The organism is Dellaglioa sp. BT-FLS60, assembly GCF_054941065.1.
On record NZ_JBSOLI010000034.1, the window covers coordinates 78,335 to 97,020 of the forward strand.

Annotated in this window: 20 protein-coding genes; 16 read left to right on the forward strand and 4 right to left on the reverse strand. The window is 35.3% G+C overall.

All coding sequences use genetic code 11. The features are described 5' to 3' along the window. The first annotated feature begins 17 nt into the window (after positions 1–17). The 3 genes from ACVQ8P_RS05915 (at position 18) to ACVQ8P_RS05925 (ending at position 2,693) form a co-directional block, all read left to right on the forward strand. A complete protein-coding gene (locus ACVQ8P_RS05915; RefSeq protein ID WP_462298192.1) occupies positions 18–1,184 on the forward strand; it encodes a cation:proton antiporter in 1,167 nt (388 codons plus the stop codon). A gap of 125 nt (positions 1,185–1,309) precedes the next feature. Then, a complete protein-coding gene (locus tag ACVQ8P_RS05920) occupies positions 1,310–2,149 on the forward strand; it encodes a pyridoxamine kinase (RefSeq protein WP_462298193.1) in 840 nt (279 codons plus the stop codon). Position 2,150: 1 nt separating this feature from the next. Beyond that, positions 2,151–2,693, forward strand: a complete 543-nt coding sequence (locus ACVQ8P_RS05925) for an ECF transporter S component (protein WP_462298195.1) — start codon at positions 2,151–2,153, stop codon at positions 2,691–2,693. 49 nt (positions 2,694–2,742) lie between these two features. Here ACVQ8P_RS05925 and ACVQ8P_RS05930 read toward each other — a convergent pair whose 3' ends face one another. Then, positions 2,743–2,922 carry a hypothetical protein gene (locus tag ACVQ8P_RS05930; protein ID WP_409021673.1) on the reverse strand — a complete coding sequence of 60 codons (180 nt, stop codon included), beginning with the start codon at positions 2,920–2,922 and terminating at the stop codon, positions 2,743–2,745. Positions 2,923–3,090: 168 nt separating this feature from the next. On the opposite strand from ACVQ8P_RS05930, the gene ACVQ8P_RS05935 reads away from it, so the two are divergent. From ACVQ8P_RS05935 to ACVQ8P_RS05970, 8 genes are all read left to right on the forward strand, one after another. Then, positions 3,091–3,648: a guanylate kinase gene (locus ACVQ8P_RS05935; RefSeq protein WP_462298197.1), complete on the forward strand. Its 558-nt coding sequence runs from the start codon at positions 3,091–3,093 to the stop codon at positions 3,646–3,648. Positions 3,649–3,711: 63 nt separating this feature from the next. Further along, positions 3,712–4,167, forward strand: coding sequence for a Fur family transcriptional regulator (locus ACVQ8P_RS05940; RefSeq protein ID WP_462298199.1), 456 nt, complete (start codon positions 3,712–3,714; stop codon positions 4,165–4,167). 69 nt (positions 4,168–4,236) lie between these two features. Further along, positions 4,237–4,710, forward strand: coding sequence for a hypothetical protein (locus ACVQ8P_RS05945; protein WP_462298201.1), 474 nt, complete (start codon positions 4,237–4,239; stop codon positions 4,708–4,710). A gap of 17 nt (positions 4,711–4,727) precedes the next feature. Continuing rightward, entirely contained in the window at positions 4,728–5,540 is an 813-nt protein-coding gene (locus ACVQ8P_RS05950; RefSeq protein ID WP_462298203.1) for a DUF6681 family protein, read from the forward strand. A gap of 155 nt (positions 5,541–5,695) precedes the next feature. Next, positions 5,696–6,433, forward strand: coding sequence for an amino acid ABC transporter ATP-binding protein (locus tag ACVQ8P_RS05955; RefSeq protein ID WP_462298205.1), 738 nt, complete (start codon positions 5,696–5,698; stop codon positions 6,431–6,433). Positions 6,434–6,466: 33 nt separating this feature from the next. Next, positions 6,467–7,294, forward strand: a complete 828-nt coding sequence (locus ACVQ8P_RS05960; protein ID WP_462298207.1) for a glutamate ABC transporter substrate-binding protein — start codon at positions 6,467–6,469, stop codon at positions 7,292–7,294. Then, positions 7,291–7,929 carry an amino acid ABC transporter permease gene (locus tag ACVQ8P_RS05965; RefSeq protein WP_462298208.1) on the forward strand — a complete coding sequence of 213 codons (639 nt, stop codon included), beginning with the start codon at positions 7,291–7,293 and terminating at the stop codon, positions 7,927–7,929. The genes ACVQ8P_RS05960 and ACVQ8P_RS05965 overlap by 4 nt, the downstream gene beginning before the upstream one ends. A gap of 17 nt (positions 7,930–7,946) precedes the next feature. Beyond that, the gene (locus ACVQ8P_RS05970) at positions 7,947–8,600 is read left to right on the forward strand and encodes an amino acid ABC transporter permease (RefSeq protein ID WP_462298210.1); all 654 of its coding nucleotides are present in this window, start codon (positions 7,947–7,949) and stop codon (positions 8,598–8,600) included. 75 nt (positions 8,601–8,675) lie between these two features. Here the strand turns inward: ACVQ8P_RS05970 and ACVQ8P_RS05975 are convergent, their stop codons facing one another. Next, the gene (locus ACVQ8P_RS05975) at positions 8,676–10,007 is read right to left on the reverse strand and encodes an APC family permease (protein WP_462298387.1); all 1,332 of its coding nucleotides are present in this window, start codon (positions 10,005–10,007) and stop codon (positions 8,676–8,678) included. Between the two features lie 146 nt (positions 10,008–10,153). Then, positions 10,154–11,425, reverse strand: a complete 1,272-nt coding sequence (gene hflX, locus ACVQ8P_RS05980) for a GTPase HflX (protein WP_462298211.1) — start codon at positions 11,423–11,425, stop codon at positions 10,154–10,156. A 311-nt stretch (positions 11,426–11,736) separates the two neighbouring features. Between hflX and ACVQ8P_RS05985 the strand changes: the two genes are divergently transcribed. The 5 genes from ACVQ8P_RS05985 (at position 11,737) to ACVQ8P_RS06005 (ending at position 17,494) form a co-directional block, all read left to right on the forward strand. Beyond that, a complete protein-coding gene (locus ACVQ8P_RS05985; protein WP_462298213.1) occupies positions 11,737–13,383 on the forward strand; it encodes a peptide ABC transporter substrate-binding protein in 1,647 nt (548 codons plus the stop codon). 99 nt (positions 13,384–13,482) lie between these two features. Continuing rightward, positions 13,483–14,412, forward strand: a complete 930-nt coding sequence (gene opp3b / locus ACVQ8P_RS05990) for an oligopeptide ABC transporter permease (protein ID WP_462298215.1) — start codon at positions 13,483–13,485, stop codon at positions 14,410–14,412. 2 nt (positions 14,413–14,414) lie between these two features. Continuing rightward, the gene (gene opp3C, locus ACVQ8P_RS05995; protein ID WP_462298217.1) at positions 14,415–15,440 is read left to right on the forward strand and encodes an oligopeptide ABC transporter permease; all 1,026 of its coding nucleotides are present in this window, start codon (positions 14,415–14,417) and stop codon (positions 15,438–15,440) included. Between the two features lie 10 nt (positions 15,441–15,450). Continuing rightward, complete coding sequence (locus ACVQ8P_RS06000) at positions 15,451–16,518, forward strand: ABC transporter ATP-binding protein (RefSeq protein WP_462298219.1); 1,068 nt, start codon at positions 15,451–15,453, stop codon at positions 16,516–16,518. Positions 16,519–16,534: 16 nt separating this feature from the next. After that, positions 16,535–17,494, forward strand: a complete 960-nt coding sequence (locus tag ACVQ8P_RS06005; protein ID WP_462298221.1) for an ABC transporter ATP-binding protein — start codon at positions 16,535–16,537, stop codon at positions 17,492–17,494. A gap of 186 nt (positions 17,495–17,680) precedes the next feature. Here ACVQ8P_RS06005 and ACVQ8P_RS06010 read toward each other — a convergent pair whose 3' ends face one another. Continuing rightward, entirely contained in the window at positions 17,681–18,475 is a 795-nt protein-coding gene (locus ACVQ8P_RS06010; protein ID WP_462298223.1) for a hypothetical protein, read from the reverse strand. Between the last annotated feature and the right edge of the window lie 211 nt (positions 18,476–18,686).

Genomic DNA, 18,686 nt, shown 5'->3' on the forward strand with positions numbered 1-18,686 from the left:
GAACGAGAGGAGAAACAATGGCATTTTTAGGAACAATTTGTTTGGTATTGGTTGCGACATCGATTGCGGGTCATTTAAGTACACGAATTGGTGTACCAAGTGTTATCGGTCAGTTATTGGTTGGTGTTTTACTTGGCCCAGCAATGTTAGGCTGGGTTCATTCAGATCATTTATTTGCGATGTTTGCAGAAATTGGTGTGATTATTTTGATGTTTATGGCAGGACTAGAAAGTGACTTGACGTTATTAAAAAAATATTTAAAACCAGCTTTGTCAGTTGCGACTTTAGGTGTTATTTTTCCCATTGTAGTTGTGTATTACTTTGGTCGAATGTATCATTTTGGCTTTGAGTCAGCGTTGTTCTTAGGCGTTATATTTGCGGCAACTTCAGTCAGTATCTCAGTTGAAGTATTGAAAGAATTGAAACGATTAGATTCAAAAGAAGGCGCGACAATCTTAGGTGCCGCAGTTGTTGATGATATTTTGGCTGTCGTTATCTTGAGTATTTTAATCAGTATGTTTGGTAATATTACTAATACTGGGGACGGCGTACAGACGAATATCTGGTTTGGTTTCTTATTGGAATTTATTTATTTTATCGGTATTTTCATTTTATTCAAATGGGTGGCGCCTTTCTTAATGAGGCTGAGTGAACGATTATTGGTGGGTTCATCGGTTACCATTATGTCATTGGTTATTTGTTTGGGTATGGCATATTTGGCTGACTTAGTGGGGCTAAGTGCAGTAATTGGAGCGTTCTTTGCTGGAATTGCAGTGGCACAAACGCCTTATAAAAAAGAGATTGATGCTAATATTGAACCAATTGGATACGCAGTGTTCATACCTATGTTTTTCACAAGTATTGGGTTAAATATGTCATTTGATGGTTTTATGGACAGTATCTGGTTTATTGTTATTTTAACGATTCTAGCAGTGCTCACTAAATTACTTGGTGGTGGGCTTGGTGCCAAATTACTTGGATTTGATTTAAATAGTGCTTATGTGATTGGTGCGGGGATGATTTCTCGTGGTGAAATGGCATTGATTATTGTTCAAATAGGGTATGAAGCACATCTGTTATCAACGGAATATTATTCTGCGGTGATTATGGTGATTATTGTATCAACAATCTTAGCGCCATTTATGTTGAAACATGCTATTGGGCGACAAAAGATAACTGAATAGAGAGTGAACCTGTTGATAGAAAGAATCAGCAGGTTTTTTATTTTGAGAATAGTCATTAAATATCGCTATTCTGGCGTATTCACTTTATAATGAAATGAATAACTTTAAAAGAAGTAGGTGAAATAGTGAAACAATTACTTATTGCACAAGATTTATCTAGCGTTGGTGGTGTCTCATTAGGGATTGCAATTCCTATTTTGGCAAGTTATCAGCAACGAACGACCATTTTACCAACGATGTTGTTAAGTAGTCATACTGGTGGATTTGGGACACCGGTTAAATTAGATGTGTCACAGTCAATTCAGGCTTTTAAAGCGCAGTGGGCAAGGATTCCAGTTCAATTCACAGGTGCATATCTCGGTTATTTAGGAACAAGAGAGAGCGTCAAAGCGATGCAAAGTTTGTTGGCTGAGTTATCCAATGATGAAAAATTGACCGTCATTGATCCAGTTATGGCTGATCATGGAGAGCTTTATTCTGGGATGACTAACGATTACGTTAATGATTTGAGAGAGTTGTGTCTAACACAAGCGGATTTGATTTTACCCAATTTAACGGAAGCCTATTTGTTAGCAGACGAACGGTATCAAAAAAAGCCTGATGAAACAGAAGTTAATCGGTTATTAAAATATTTATTGGAAAAATTAAATTTAAAAGCGATTGTGATTACAGGTGTTACTAATGAACGAAAACAAATTGGGGTCGCTTTTCGAACAGAAAATGGTGAATCTGGTTGGGTATTGAAAGAAAAACGTGAGTCGCATTATTTTGGTATAGGGGACTTACTTGCAAGTTGTGTGGTAGGGGAATTAATGACGGGTAGACCGTTAAAAGAAGCACTAAAATTTGCGGTGGAAGAAACTTGGAAGGCTATGGGTATTTCTGATAATGAAAAGCTTGATGTGAGATTAGGCGTGAATTTTATGAGTATTTTACCTGATATTAATCAAAGGATGGAAAAATAAAATGAGAAATGAACGATTAAGAAAGATTATTTTGGCGGGATTATTCGCGGCAATTATTTATATTGGTATTTCAGTTTTTAGAATTCCAATTCCAGCAATGGTGGGTAAACCTTTTATTCATTTTGGTAATTCATTAGCAGCATTAGCCGTTATTTTTTTAGGTTTTAGCTATGGCACAATTGCAGGCGCAATTGGTCTTGGTTTGTTTGATGTACTGAATGGATATGCTGATACGTCGTATTTTACCGTACTTGAGGTGATTGCGATTGCGTTATTAGTGACCGGTATGATGAAGTTATTAAAAAATTATCAGGGTAAATACTGGATTATTATTGTGGCTGCAACTGCAGGAATTGGTAAAATTGGGACGTCGTATTTAGTATCTATTGGCGAGGCAATGATTAAGGGTGTTAGCTTAAAGGTTGCGATTGTTCAAGCTTTTCTGAGTTTGCCAGCAACTGTGGTAAATTCAATTTCCACAATTATTATTGTGAGTTTATTATATGTCCCCATTAAGAAACTGATGGCCCGATTTAATCGTTAAAAAAGGGCAAATAAAAAAGGGTTGATGTGCGTGAGCTCACATTTACCCTCTATACAAATTGTCCAGATTGAACATATTTCATTTCTGTTGATAAGTTGGAAACGGCTGTTTCGATTGTTACCCCAGAACCTGAAATGGCTGGATTATTTTTTGAACTAGCAATAAAGATTTGTTTTTCAGTATCTAAAGAAATCGTATACCAGTTTTTACTAAATGTTCCAAATTTCATAAGTGTATCCTCCGTATTTCTATATCTTACTACTATGAAAGCGCATTCTGGATTTCGTAGTAGAAGATTAGTATATTACGTATGTAAAAAGAATGCAAGTCATTTAGTTTATATTAATTGAAAATTTTTGAAATGAATAAAGCAGTGTAAAAAAGATAAAGGAATGATTTGATGAAAAAGCGAATATTTGTGATCACAGGAGCTCCTGGAACAGGTAAAACAACAATTAGAGATTACTTGACTGAGCGATATGACGCTAAAAAGGTGATTACGCATACTACGAGGCAACCAAGAGTTAATGAAATAGATGGTCGCGATTATTATTTTGAATCAAACGATACTTTTTTTAATTTTCATTATTTGGAACATGTTGCATACGATCGCCATTATTATGGCTCGTCAAGGGAAGCGTTAGATGCTGCTTGGGCTGAGTCAAAAAATGCGACGATTGTTCTAGATACTGCTGGTGCTATCACGTATTCGAAAGAATTATCAAAGGAAACAGTTATTTTATATTTATGCGTGTCTGATAACCAGATACTGCAAGACCGTTTAGCTAAACGTGGTGATACTGTTCAAAATCAAAGTTTACGATTAGATTCTGGCGAAGCTAAACGAGACATGAAATTGCCGGCAGCTCTTGAAGGGATTGCGCATGTGATTATTAATGATCATTTGGTTGATGCGAAAAAACAAATTGATACGTTGATACGATCATTAGATTGAGCCTGATTGCTTTTTTTATTTGATATGGTATTCTTTTTAAAGAGTAATCATTATTATTTAGAAATGGAGACTAACCTTTTGACTGAATTAATTAACGACGCATTGCATATATTAAAAGAAAATAACTATAAAATTACGAAACAAAGAAAAAGTTTGTTAACCTACTTAAGTCAATATGAGGAAGCTTATGTTGATGTAACCATTGTAGATGATTACATGAGAAATCAATATCCAGGGATGAGTCATAATACGATTTATCGGAATATTAAAGCTTTTAAAGAAATGGGACTTGTTGAACAACGAATGAATGGTGAAAGGGCCTGTGTGAAGTATCAATGCGATTTTAGTCATAAACATCATCATCATTTTATTTGCACGTCTTGTAGTAAAGTTGTTGAACTTGACAGTTGTCCGTTAGGTTACTTTGAAAAGCAATTACCCGGTTATAAAATAGAAGAGCATAAATTTGAATTACACGGAATTTGTGACGAGTGCCAAGAAAAATTAGTGAAAAATTAAGATTATCTTCGAATAAAATTCAACAGCGTATGTTTTAATGGAAGAAGCATAAAATTGGAGTGAAAGTTAATGGCTTATAGAACGCCACCATTTATTACACCTTTTGCGATTGTCTCTATGGTTCTTGCATTGGGAGCAACTAACGTCGTTGTTAATAAAACAACGCATACAAACGAAGGGGCAGAAGTCGTCTCTTCGGTAGTTTCATCATCTTCATCGTCAATGGCACCTAAAGTGGACGATAATTCGAGTTCAAAAAAAGTCCAATCTTCTGCAGAAACAAGTTCTGCAGACTCAGAATCTTCATCGGAAAGTTCAGAGCCTGAATCAAGTCGTTCAAGTGCTACTGATGAAACAACGTCATCAGATAAGGCATCCAGTTCGAGTGCAGATGATACGACGACAGAAAGCAGTTCAAGTACAGCTGATGACGCAAGTTCAGATGCAGACACGTCAAGTGCGAATGTAACAACTAAGACTGATCCTAAGACGACTAAAGCGGTGACAAAGGTTCAAGCAAGTACGGCGACAGATGCAGATTAAGGATTGGAGGTAAAAAAATGTTTAGTTTATTAGATTTAGCAAATCACTATTTGGGCTTTTTTAACGTTAATTTAAAATTGAAAAATAGAATTTATACTGTCTTAGGCTTCATGGGTAACTGGTATTTATTGTATATTGCTTCTCGATATTTTATAAATGGCTATTATGCTCGAGGAAGTTTATTCATTCTTGTATTTTTTATTTTGTTATATTTTGTCGTTTTGAATGTTATTTATTACTTTACGAATAAAACAACTAAGTTTGATCCATCTCCGAAGATTGAAAAATTATTAGGTGGCCCACCTAAGCAAGCACTTGAAGAAAACCGGCGTCATCGTACGCAACCTGGCTATGTTCAAACGAATGGGTTATTTGATTCTAAAATGATGATGCCAGCTACGATTAAGTCAACTAGAAATGAAAAAGTAGCGATTCAAAAAATAGCACATCAAATGAAGACATTTAATTATTCAGATTTTGATTACGCAGGATTATCAGATGAAGCCATTATGAAAGAAATTCAAAATACGGGTAAACCGGTGTCAGAATTGGCGCAACCTGTTGCCTTTCCATTTTTTGAATTAAAAACAGAAGGTGACAAGATGAATATTTATGCTGGGATGAATCAGATTGATCAACAATTGATTGGTCATTTAACACATGCTGGCTTATCTGATATCAAAACAGCTAAAGATCAATATGATATTTATCTAGCAACACTAACGGTCCATGGTGGAAATCAGAAGATTGCTGGGCGATCATCGGTGATTGAAGAAACGCACAAATTCCATGTTAAAGTCCAAATTGCATATAAAGAAAAAGCAGATTAATAATAAAAGTGATGGCAAATGAAATAAATTGTTATCACTTTTTTTTGTGGTTATGTGGACATTAAAAAAAACAACGTAACTAAATGCTCATTTGGTAGTATAATTAAGACATCACAAAAAAAGTATAAAAGAGTTAAGAGAAGGGGCTGGATAGTATGGCAATGATCGAATTTAAAAATGTGGAGAAATACTATGATAAATTTCACGCATTGAAGAATATTAATTTAAAGGTTGAAGCAGGTGAAGTGGTCGTTATTATTGGACCATCTGGATCGGGGAAAAGTACACTAATTAGAACGATTAACGGATTGGAACAAGTTAATGAGGGACAATTATTAGTGGATAACTTTGATTTAGCAGACAAAAAGACCAATATTGATAAAATTAGAAAAAATGTTGGTATGGTGTTTCAACATTTTAACTTATACGAAAATAAAACGGTTTTAGAAAATATTATGCTTGCACCACGGTTAGTTTTAAAACGTGACGAAGCTGAAAATAAAAAAATTGCATTAGATTTATTAAAAACGGTAGGTCTTGCAGATAAAGCAGAATCATATCCTCGCATGTTATCAGGTGGGCAATCACAGAGAATTGCTATTGCACGTAGTTTAGCGATGAAACCTAAAGCATTATTATTTGATGAACCAACATCTGCATTGGATCCTGAAACAATTGATGATGTCTTGAAAGTTATGAAAGATATTGCCAAAAATGACGGTATTACAATGATTGTTGTGACTCATGAAATGGGTTTTGCTCGTGAAGTTGCTGATCGTGTTATTTTTATGGCTGATGGTCAAATTCTTGAAGATGATACAACGTCAGAATTTTTCGATAATCCAAAAGAAGAACGTGCTAAAAAATTCTTGAGTAAAATTATTAAACATTAAGAAAATTAAGGCTGTGAGAATGGGGATTAAATGATGAAACGATTAAGAAAAATTAGTTTATTGTTTATAAGCTTAATAATGGTATTAGTTATCGCAGGTTGTGGTGCAAAAAGTAAAACCGATGTTTTAACGACAACCAAAAAAGCAAAAACAATTAACTGGGGTGTTAAAGCAGATACAAAATTATTTGGCTTAATGAATATCAAAACGGATAAGATTCAAGGATTTGATATTGATGTTGCCAATGCTGTGACAAAGAAAGTACTTGGCAAAGATGCCAAGGCAAATTTTGTTCAAGTAACAAGTAAAACAAGAATTCCACTTTTAAAAAATGGAAATATTGATGCCATTATTGCGACAATGTCAATTTCTAAAGAACGTGAAAAACAAGTTGATTTTTCTAAGTCATATTTTGCTGCCGGACAATCAATTTTAGTTAAGAAAACAAGTTCAATTAAATCAGTTAAAGATTTGAATAAAAACGGCATGATTGTGTTAGGGGTTAAAGGATCAACATCAGTAATCAACATGAAAAAGTATGCGCCTAAGGCTAAAGTGCTGGAACTTGATGATTATGCGCAAGCGTTAACTGCATTGAAATCAGGACAAGGTGATGCCTTAACAACTGATAATGGTATTTTATACGGGATGGTTAAAGAAAATCCTGAATTTTCCGTTGTCGGTGGGACCTTTACACATGAACCTTATGGGATTGCAATTGATAAAGGACAAGATCCGTTCAAGAAGCAAATCAACAAGGCTTTAGCTGAAATGCGTGCCGATGGTTCATATGAAAAATTACTAAATAAATGGTTTGGAACTATTCCAGGCTTTAGCGTGAAGGAGGCGAGTCAACAATGATTACGATTTTTGTAGAAAATTGGCAAGCGTTACTAACAGGGCTTTGTTACACGCTGTTCTCAAGTGTACTCGCATTGCTTTTTAGTTTAATTATTGGTTCTTTCTTTGCAATATTAGAAGAAATGCCATACCGAATTTTAAAAATTATTGCACGTATTTATATCGAAGTTTTCAGAAATATTCCATTACTGGTTGTCGCAATGTTCTTCTATGTTGTGGTCCCTATGTATGTCACGAATATTAATGGGTTTACGGCTGGAACAATCGGGTTAACGATTTATACATCTGCTTTTATTGCAGAAACGGTTCGAGCAGGTATTCGAGCTGTCGACCCAGGACAAATGGAAGGCGCTCGTTCAAATGGCTTAACGTTCATGCAATCAATGGTTTATATTATTTTGCCACAAGCCTTTAAATATGTCATTCCACCATTAGGTAACCAATTCATTAACTTGGTAAAGAATTCATCTGTTTTGGCATTCGTTGCTGGATTTGATTTGATGTACCAGGGTGATATTATTGCATCAACAACATTTGATACGTTTAACACGTATATTATCGTTGGGGTTTTATATTTAATTATCACAATGCCATTGAGTTACTACATGAGACATTTAGAAAAGAAATTAGGGTAAAGGAGGTCTAGAAGGTTATGTCAGATTTTATTGCAGCATATAGTTGGGACAATATTCATTACTTGTTACAGGGGTTATTAGTAACAATTGAAGTTTCAGTCATTTCAATTATTTTTAGTTTTATTATTGGCGCTATTCTAGGCCTAACACGGTACATTAAAGTGAAACGGTTATCTGCGATAGTTGGATTTGTAATTGATTTAATTCGTAATTTGCCATTACTTTTAATACTATTTTTCGTCTACTTTGGTCTATCTAATGTGGGCATTCGCTTATCAATCTTCTGGTCAGCAACGTTAGCAATGACGGTTTTTGAATCAGCAATGCTAGCTGAAATTATTCGAAGTGGGATTCAAGCTGTTGAACCGGGTCAAATGGAAGGTGCTCGCGCTAATGGATTAACTTATTGGCAAGGATTGCGTGTTATCGTCTTACCACAAGCACTAAAGAAAATGATTCCACCATTGGTTAGTCAATTTATCTCATTGATTAAGGATACGTCGTTAGCAACAATTATTGTTTTACCAGAGTTGCTATACCATGCGCAATTAGTTTACGGTCAAAATACTAATTATGTCATTCCAATGTTCTTAGCCTTAGCAGTAATGTACTTTGTTGTTTGTTATGCGCTATCTTTGGTTTCAAGGTACTTAGAAAGACGTTTAGCTTAAAAAGTAAATTTCCCGGGAAAAGATATAGACCAATAGTAAAGCCGTAATGACAATATCGTCATTACGGCTTTTTTATTATAAATTTTTATGTGTTTCATAGAGATAAACAGGAATACCAATCGCAACAATTGTAAATGAAGTTAAGACACCGACAATGTCTGATTGGATTTCGCTAATTAGGACAAATGCGGCGCCTAAGATAGCGATGATAGGTGTGATTGGATATAGAGGTAAAGAAAAAACACGTTTTAACTGAGTTCCTTTGTTCCGATGGCGTAGGATAAAGACGCCAATGAAAGTCATAACGTAGAAGCAATATACCGTAAAAATACAGATTTCAGATAAGCGGTCAGCATCAAAAAATAAAATCATGATAGCCGCAATGCTCAATGCGACGCACGTAGCGATAACGGGTGAATGTGATTTTGGATGTAAGTAAGATAGCTGTTTATGGAAAGGTAGTTGTTTATTTTTACCCATTGCCCACATGATTCGAGGAAAAGTCATAATTTTCCCGTTCATACAACCAAGGATAGAAATAATCACCCCGATGTTCATGATTTTGCCACCAATTTGACCAAAAGCAATCTTGGCAAATTGTGGTGTGGCATTTTCACCTAGTTGATGAATTTGGTTAGCAGGCATGACACGCATAATACTGAATGAAACGAGAACGTAAACGATAAGGACAATTGAGATTCCTAAAACGATGGCTCTAGGTAATGTTTTTTTAGGATTTTTAATTTCATCCCCCATATTGGCAATCAGAATCCAGCCATCATAGGCAAATAATGTAGCTAGAATACCGACACCAAAGTTACTAGTCGAGTGATTAATAGTTGTAAGTGATTGGCCAAGCGCATTTGAATTACCGAAAAATAAACCGAAAATAATAATTGCAGCAATTGGAAATAATTTACAAATAGTTGTGACAATTTGAAATGAAGCCCCGTAACGATTCGATAGCATATTGAGTGAGCCAATAAAAATAATCGCAATCAATGCAACTAGATGTGAATAACCAGCTGGGAGACTAAAAAAATCAACGATTAAAATAGCGAGATAGGCACCTAACGCAGCAATCATGGCTGGTCCGTAAACAATCACTTGCATCCAACCAGCTAAAAATCCCCAAATCTTGCCGTAAATTTTTTCCATATAGATATATAGGCCACCAGTTTGTGGAATCTGGGATCCAATTTCAGCAACAGTTAATCCAGCGGTTAAGGTTATGACGCCACCACATAGCCACGCAAGTAAAGCGTTTGTAGTAGAGCCGGTATAATCAAGCACCGAAGCTTGTTTAAAAAAGATGCCGGAACCGATGACAGTTCCAATGACTAATGATAATGCTGACCATAAACCTAACGATCTGTTTAGTTCAACTGCTGGTTTTTTTTCCAAAATTGAATCCCCCTTTTTATAAAATGAATACTAGAATCTTAGCATAACGCCGAGGATCGCGCAATTAATCTAATAACTAGACTGACATCAAAAAAGGCATTACTAAATTAAGTATTTTCTACCAAATTTAGTAATGCCTTTATATTGTGTTAAATGATGTAATCTTGTAACTGATTTGCGATGATTTTAGGGGCATCAATTTTTAATTTCGTCCCTAATTCTTCATAATCTGTTTCCAAGATTGTTGTTTTTTCGTTAATTAAATCAACAAGCTGTCCTTTATCGAATGGAATAAGAACAGTCATGACTTCATTGTCTTTAAAAACATTTTTTTTGATAATATCAACTAATTGGTTAAGCGATTTTTCATCACGAGCACTATAAGTGAAGTTATCATCAGAGAAAGTCGGATAAGCAATATCAGCCAAATCAGCTTTATTGTAAGCATAAATCATTGGAATATTTTCAACACCGATAGCTTTTAAGGTCTCTTCGGTTGTTTGAATCATTTCTTTAGCATGCTTGTCAGCAACATCAATTACTTGAATGAGTAGGTCAGCTTGAGCTGCTTCAGCTAAGGTTGTACGGAAGGCCTTAACTAGCTGATGAGGTAATTTGCTAACAAATCCAACAGTATCACTTAATAAGATTTGTTTTTTATCTTCAAATTGAATGTTACGAACGCTTGTATCTAATGTGGCAAACAACATATTTTTTTCAAAAACTTGTTTGTCTTCATCTTGTCCAATTAAACGCAACAAGCCGTTCATTGTTGTTGATTTACCTGAGTTAGTATAACCAACTAATGCAACCGTAGGAATACCAGATTTATCACGTTGTTTACGTCTAGTAGTTTCTTCCTTGTCCATTTCAGCTAAGTCTTTTTTGATGTGGTTAATCCGATTTTCAATAACACGACGGTCTAATTCAATCTTTGTTTCACCAGCACCACGGTTAGCAAGTCCACCACCGGATTGTTGATCTAATTTATCTTGCATCCCTCTTAAACGAGGTAATTGGTATTGAAGCTGAGCCATCTGAACTTGGAGTTTTGCTTCGCGTGATTGTGCTCTGGAAGCGAAAATAGCCAAGATTAATCCCGTACGATCCATAACTTCCATACCTGAAGCAGCTTCAAGGTTACGAATTTGAGTGGGTGATAGTTCATCATTGACAATTAAAATTTTAACGCCTTGTTCTTCACTGGCGGTCTTGAATTCTTCTGCTTTACCTTTACCAAAGTAGAGAGCAGCAGTAGGCCGATCCAATTTTTGACGAATATCTTCAACTGCATGCATATTGTTTGCTTCAACTAATGCTGCTAATTCTGACATTGTATAGTCTAAATTTTCGCGTTGTTTTTCGATACCGGCAATAAAAACATCAATGACTGGTATTTCTGTAGAATAAGTTTCTTTCATGAGAACCTCCTCGTGGAACTTAATTAATAGCTTAAGTATAACATTTATCAAGAATAATATTCGACCCGCGAAAGTTAGAATATTAATTAAATGAGAATTCACAATAAATAATGGCTGTTTTCTCATTTTTTATTTTAGTAATATGTTTAAAAATGAGTTTTAAAGGATTAAAAAGATGTATAAATGCCTATTTAATAGATTTACTTGACTTTATTTAAAATAAATGAGAATTTACAGTTGATTTTAATCTTATTCTCATGTAAGATGAATTTACGTTAAAAAAAGGTAAATAAAAAAGGAGAGGTCATATTATGAAGTTAAAGTCAGTGTTGAAATTAAGTGGTGTACTTGCATTGTCTGTCATCGTCTTGGCAGCATGTGGATCTAAGTCGTCATCTTCAGGTAGTAGCAAGGAGCTGGCTGATAAACAAGTCATTAATTGGTCTGAAACAGCGGAATTACCATCGATGGATTTATCTACTGCAACAGATACGGTTAGTTTTAATATGTTGAACAATACAAATGAAGGATTGTATAGTATTGGTAAGAATAGTAAAATTTTGAATGCACTTGCTACTAAAACAACGGTTACAAAAAATGGCATGACATATACCTTTAAACTTCGTGATTCTAAATGGAGTAACGGAGATGATGTCACGGCGCAAGATTTCGTTTATTCATGGCAACGAACAGTTAATCCTAAAACAGCTTCACAATATGCATACCTCTTCTCAGGAATCAAAAATTATGATGCTATCAGCACTGGTAAAATGGCACCTTCAACATTGGGAATCAAAGCAACTGATAAACATACGTTGGTCGTAACACTTGATAAAAAGGTACCTTATTTCAAATTATTAATGGGATTTCCAGCATTCTATCCACAAAATCAAAAAGTAGTTGAAAAGTATGGTTCTAAATATGGAACGCAAAGTAAATACATGGTTTATAATGGTCCATTTACGTTAAATGATTGGACTGGAACTAACTTAACTTGGGAATTAAAGAAAAATAACTCTTACTGGGATAAAAAAGCAGTTAAGTTATCACAAATGAATTTCCAAGTTTCTAAAGATAACACAACAAGTTACAATTTATACCAAAGTAAAAAATTGGATATGACGAACTTATCAGCTGAACAGGCTAAAACGTTGAGTTCAGATAAAGAATACATTACACGTAAACAAGCATCAACATTCTACTTACAATATAATCAAACAAATAAATTATTTAAAAATAAAAAAATTCGTCAAGCAATATCAATGGTTATCAACAGAAAACAATTTGTAGATAAAATATTGGGTGACGGATCAACAGTTGCTACAGGTTTAGTTTCAACAGGGCTTGCTTCAAATCCTAAAACAGGTGAAGATTTCGCCAAAGAATCAGCTGTTAAATCAGCTTCAGGGTTAGACGTTACTAAAGCAAAAGAATTATGGAAAGCTGGTTTGAAAGAAGAAGGTATTAAAAAAGCTAGTTTCTCAATTATGAGTGAAGACACAGATAAAGCTAAAAAAACAAATGAATTTTTACAAAATGCTATTGAGAAAAACTTATCTGGTTCAGAGGTCACGTTGACTAATATTCCATTCAAATCACGTTTGGCAAGATCAGCTAGTGGTGATTTCGATATTGTTATTACGGCATGGGGAGCAGATTTTTCAGACCCAATTTCATTCTTAGATTTATTTACTTCAGATAACTCACAAAATGCAGGTAAATGGAAGAATAGTGAGTACGATGCCTTAATCAAAGCATCAAAAACAACAGATGCAAGTAATACAGAAAAACGTTGGGATGATTTAGTTAAAGCTGAAAAAATCTTAATGAAGGACCAAGGAATCTCACCACTTTACCAAATGTCTCAAGCTCAATTATTAAGATCAACTGTTAAAGGTGTTATCTACAATGGCGCCGGTGTTAACTACAATTTCAAAGATGCTTACGTTACTAAATAAATAAGCTGTGGATTAAAATTTAACAAGTGAGAGCTAGCCATTATGGTTGGCTCTGACTTGTTTTAATTACATAATAAAGCAAAAGTGAGGGTCAGAATTATGGGTAAATACCTAGTTAAACGAATTTTTTATATGCTACTGACGTTGTTTTTAGTCGCAACCATTACCTTCTTTTTAATGAAGTTAATGCCTGGATCACCTTATGCGAATCAACAAAAAATGACAACGGAACAATTACACATTATGAATGAACAATACGGATTGAATAAGCCTGTTTGGCAACAATATGCCATTTACTTATTGGGCTTGATCAAGGGTGATTTAGGAACATCATTCCAATACAGTAATCAGCCTGTTTCATACTTAATTTCAAGTCGTATTGGACCATCTGGGCAGCTTGGACTGCAAGCCATTATCTTCGGATTGGTCATCGGAATTGTGATTGGTGCTATTGGTGCCATTAACAAAAATACTTGGATTGATACCTCTTCAACTATTTTATCAATCTTGGGTATTTCAATTCCTTCCTTCGTATTAGCTGTTTTATTACAGTACTATGTTGGATTGAAGTTAGGGTGGTTACCTATTGCCGATTGGGGTGGATTCAGTTACACGATTCTACCAACAATTGCTTTGGGTGTTGGGCCATTGGCGGAGACGGCCAGGTTCATTCGAACCGAAATGGTCGATGTCTTGAGTAGTGACTACATTGAACTTGCTAAGGCTAAAGGATTAACGAAGTTCGGGGTGGTTTTCCATCATGCTTTACGTAATAGTTTAATTCCATTAGTGACATTAATTGGCCCTTACACGGTCGCATTAATGACTGGTTCAATGGTTGTTGAGAACATTTTCTCAATTCCTGGTATTGGGGAGCAATTCGTTAAATCAATTTTAACGAATGATTTCCCAACAATCATGGGCGTTACTATGCTGTACTCAGCTGGATTAGTTGTTGTTATTTTATTAACAGATATCATTTACGGTATTATTGATCCAAGAATTCGATTAACTGGAAGGAGAAATTAACGATGGCAGATAAAATTGACCTACCAGTAGATGCATTTGAACCGTTAGATAAAAATAACACTATTGATAATGAAAAAATTGCTGCACCGTCGTTGACTTTCGTTCAGGATGCTTGGCGTCGATTAAAGAAAAATAAAGGGGCTTTTATCTCACTTTGGGTTCTTGTTGCCATCTTTATTTTGGCTTTTGGTTCACCCATTTTAGCGCCACACAGTGCGACGAAACAAAATGTTGAGTACACTAATTTACCACCTAAAATTCCAGGTGTTGACATTAATGGCATCAACGGTAAATTAAAAACGTCATCAGGTGACTGGTATGACGCGTATAAACAAAATAATATTCCAAAAGATAAATACTTTATTTTAGGAACAGATGTTTTTGGTCGTGATTTATTATCAAGAATTATGTATGGGACTAAGATTTCTTTAATTGTGGCATTAGTTGCCGCATTAGTTGATTTAGGTGTTGGGGTTGCTTACGGGATTTTGTCCGGTTGGCGCGGAGGCCGTGTTGATACAGTCATGCAACGAATCATCGAAATTATTTCATCTGTCCCTAACTTGGTTGTGATTGTTTTAATGTTATTAGTTTTCAAACCAGGTTTAACGTCAATTATTTTGGCAATTGCGGTAACAGGTTGGACAACCATGGCTCGACTAATTCGAGCACAGACATTGAAATTAAAAGATCAAGAATACATTCTTGCAGCTCGAACGTTAGGTGAATCACCGGTTAAAATTGCGGTGAAACATTTATTACCTAACTTATCGAGTGTCATTATTATTCAAACGATGTTCACGATTCCAAGTGCTATTTTCTTCGAAGCCTTCTTAAGTTTTATTGGGATTGGGATTAGTGCCCCTCAAGCTTCATTGGGCTCATTATTGAATGATGGTCAAAAGAACTTCCAATTCTTGCCATACCAAATGTGGTATCCGGCAATTGTCTTATGTATTATCATGGTTGCCTTTAACTTATTGGGTGATGGACTCCGTGATGCCTTTGATCCAAAAACGAAAGAGTAGGTGTTGAAAAATGACAGAAAATATTTTAGAAGTTAATCATCTAGAAATTAATTTTCATACGTATGCCGGAGATGTTAAAGCCATACGTGATGTTAGTTTTCATCTGGCTAAAGGTGAAACTTTAGCAATCGTTGGCGAATCGGGTTCCGGTAAATCTGTGACAACAAAAAGTTTGATGGGTTTGTTAGCTAATAATGCAGAAGTGATGGGTGGCGAAATTCTGTATCATGGTGAAGATTTACTTAAAAAGTCAGAGAAGCAGATGGAAGGGATTCGTGGTAAGGATATCGCGATGATTTTCCAAGATCCAATGACGTCTTTAGATCCAACCATGAGAATTGGTAAACAAATTGCTGAACCCTTAATGAAACACAAACATGTAAAAAAAGAAAAAGCGATGGCGCAAGCCTTAGAAATTTTAAAATTAGTTGGTATTACAGATGCTGAAAGACGATTTAAAGATTATCCTCATCAATTCTCTGGTGGTCAACGTCAACGAATCGTTATTGCAATTTCGCTTGTTTGTTACCCAGAAATTTTGATTGCTGATGAACCAACGACGGCTTTAGATGTGACCATTCAAGCTCAAATTTTAGCATTAATGAAAGAATTACAGTCAAAAATTGAAACGTCAATCATTTTTATTACGCATGATTTGGGTGTTGTAGCTGGAATGGCGGATCGTGTAGCGGTCATGTACGCGGGTCGAATTGTTGAATATGGGACGGTTGATGAAGTCTTTTATAATCCACAACATCCTTATACTTGGGGCTTATTGAATTCAATGCCAACCCTTGATAGTGAACACTTATATGCGATTCCAGGAACACCTCCAGATTTATTGGATCCACCAAAAGGGGACGCTTTTGCTGCTCGTAATGACTATGCAATGAAGATTGATACAGAACAACAACCACCATTTTTCGATGTGTCACCAACGCATGCAGCAGCGACTTGGTTGTTACATCCAGATGCACCTAAAGTGACACCGCCAGTTGAAATTCAAAGACGTTACAAGATTTTTGTAGAGCAACAAGAAACAAAAATTAAAGCGGATCAAAATTTGGTAGAAAACTAAGAAAGGGGCGCTGAACGTGGTTGAAAAAAAGAAAAACAAAATTTTAAAAGTACGTCATTTAAAACAATATTTCAATGTTGGCAAACTGGACGAAGTGAAAGCTATCGATGATATTTCATTTGATATTTATGAAGGCGAGACGTTTGGCTTGGTGGGCGAGTCAGGGTCTGGTAAAACGACAACGGGACGTAGTATCATCAATTTATATGAACCAACGGATGGTAAAATTGATTTCGATGGCGTGGATATTCGTAAAATTAAATCAAAAAAAGATAAATTGCAATTTCGACGTGATATGCAGATGATTTTTCAAGATCCTTATGCTTCTTTGAATCCACGAATGAAAGTGAAAGATATTGTGGCTGAAGGGATTGATATTCATCATCTGGCAGCAAATGATGAGGCACGCGCAAAACGAGTTGAGGAATTATTGGAGACGGTTGGTTTGAATAAAGATCATTCTAGTCGTTATCCACATGAATTCTCAGGTGGGCAACGCCAACGAATCGGGATTGCCCGTGCTTTAGCTGTTGAACCTAAGTTTATTATTGCTGATGAACCCATTTCAGCTTTAGATGTTTCCATTCAAGCGCAGGTTGTTAACCTGTTGAAAGAATTACAAATTGAGCATAACTTAACGTATTTGTTTATTGCGCATGATTTATCAATGGTTAAATATATCAGTGATCGAATCGGTGTGATGCATTACGGTAAGTTGTTAGAAATTGCACCAGCGGATGAAATTTATACGCATCCCTTGCATGACTACACGGCTAGTTTGATTTCTGCAGTACCTGTGCCTGATCCTGAGTTTGAACGTAATCGTATTCAGGTTCCGTACGATTCATCAGTTGAAGCGGATGGCAAGCAACGTCGAATGGTCGAAATTTCGCCAGAACATTTTGTTCTAGCAAGTGATGACGAAGTTGAGATGTACAAAGAACGTGCCGCAAAAATACAGGCGCAAGAAGCCTAGAATGAAATCATGGAAGTCCTTTTCGAGTAATTGAAAAGGGCTTTTTTTGTGTTCTAAAATTGTGTGTGATTTTAATGGGGAATAAAAAAACTGTTGCCAGTGATAGAATTTCTATCACTAACAACAGTTATTGTAGAGCATGAATTAAGGGGCATCAACGCGACTTATATCGTGCAATTAGAAAAATTAGAGCTTGCTCGATGATGATTTAGTGACAGAATCTGAGCCTTTTGAATCTGAGTAGACTTTTTCTCGTGATGCTTTGGCTAATTCCGTAAATGTGTCTAAATTAGCCACGTAGTGTTTGTCAGATTTTTTTAATGTGAATTCAATTTCTTTAGTCTTTGGTGCTAATTCTGGATTACTATCCATTTGACCATAATAGACACCGTAAAGTTTTAACGTAATGAGTCTATTAATTTCCTTAACGTCTTTATTTTGTGAATCGCGCACAATGGTGTCATTATCAATACCACCAAATATTTCTGATCGTGCACTACCAATTGGATTTGCTTCTGATAATGATGCAATTGGTGTGAATGTTGCCTTAACAGTAGCGTCATTACCATTTATGGAAACTGATTTAACTTTATAATCTGTTAATTTATTAGTTTGATCTAAGTAAGCTTTTGAATAATCTTTAATTATTTCATTAGCTGTATAAATTGACCCGTCAACTTTCAAAGCATAGTCAGCTAAATGACCATTTTCAGTAAAGAACGTTTCTTGCTTTTTTGATAATGTATTAATCAAATGGTCTTTTACGGTATCAGCAGATTCTGTAGATACTGTATTGAATGATTCTTCTTTTCCGCCATAGATATAAGCTAATACTTTTTCAGCATCTTTTTTAACGTCTTTTTTTTCAACTTTTGCGACACTTACTTTTTTTGAACTATCTTTTGATGAATGACTCGAACTGCACCCGCCAAGCACAAGTAATGCACTTAACCCCATTGTAACCAATACTGTTTTTTTCATGAATAAAATCTCTCCCCAATTCTATTAATTAAAGCACTCTCATACCTGCATGCTTTGTATTGCCCCTACGATTAACTTACGGAAAAATGACTGCTATGTCAAGCTTATAAATAGTGATGATGATTATTTATTAAATTGAAATTAATGATCTAATTTAAAGTTTAATGCGAAGTTATAATAGAGGCGGAATTTAACGTTATTTTAGAATTTT

Excerpts from the sequence above, each read along its gene's own strand:
- ACVQ8P_RS05915 (WP_462298192.1), top strand. The coding sequence starts at position 18 with ATGGCATTTTTAGGAACAATTTGTTTGGTATTGGTTGCGACATCGATT.
- ACVQ8P_RS05925 (WP_462298195.1), top strand. The coding sequence starts at position 2,151 with ATGAGAAATGAACGATTAAGAAAGATTATTTTGGCGGGATTATTCGCG.
- ACVQ8P_RS05930 (WP_409021673.1), bottom strand. The coding sequence starts at position 2,922 with ATGAAATTTGGAACATTTAGTAAAAACTGGTATACGATTTCTTTAGAT.
- ACVQ8P_RS05940 (WP_462298199.1), top strand. The coding sequence starts at position 3,712 with ATGGAGACTAACCTTTTGACTGAATTAATTAACGACGCATTGCATATA.
- ACVQ8P_RS05945 (WP_462298201.1), top strand. The coding sequence starts at position 4,237 with ATGGCTTATAGAACGCCACCATTTATTACACCTTTTGCGATTGTCTCT.
- ACVQ8P_RS05950 (WP_462298203.1), top strand. The coding sequence starts at position 4,728 with ATGTTTAGTTTATTAGATTTAGCAAATCACTATTTGGGCTTTTTTAAC.
- ACVQ8P_RS05955 (WP_462298205.1), top strand. The coding sequence starts at position 5,696 with ATGGCAATGATCGAATTTAAAAATGTGGAGAAATACTATGATAAATTT.
- ACVQ8P_RS05960 (WP_462298207.1), top strand. The coding sequence starts at position 6,467 with ATGAAACGATTAAGAAAAATTAGTTTATTGTTTATAAGCTTAATAATG.
- ACVQ8P_RS05965 (WP_462298208.1), top strand. The coding sequence starts at position 7,291 with ATGATTACGATTTTTGTAGAAAATTGGCAAGCGTTACTAACAGGGCTT.
- ACVQ8P_RS05970 (WP_462298210.1), top strand. The coding sequence starts at position 7,947 with ATGTCAGATTTTATTGCAGCATATAGTTGGGACAATATTCATTACTTG.
- hflX (WP_462298211.1), bottom strand. The coding sequence starts at position 11,425 with ATGAAAGAAACTTATTCTACAGAAATACCAGTCATTGATGTTTTTATT.
- ACVQ8P_RS05985 (WP_462298213.1), top strand. The coding sequence starts at position 11,737 with ATGAAGTTAAAGTCAGTGTTGAAATTAAGTGGTGTACTTGCATTGTCT.
- opp3b (WP_462298215.1), top strand. The coding sequence starts at position 13,483 with ATGGGTAAATACCTAGTTAAACGAATTTTTTATATGCTACTGACGTTG.
- opp3C (WP_462298217.1), top strand. The coding sequence starts at position 14,415 with ATGGCAGATAAAATTGACCTACCAGTAGATGCATTTGAACCGTTAGAT.
- ACVQ8P_RS06000 (WP_462298219.1), top strand. The coding sequence starts at position 15,451 with ATGACAGAAAATATTTTAGAAGTTAATCATCTAGAAATTAATTTTCAT.
- ACVQ8P_RS06010 (WP_462298223.1), bottom strand. The coding sequence starts at position 18,475 with ATGAAAAAAACAGTATTGGTTACAATGGGGTTAAGTGCATTACTTGTG.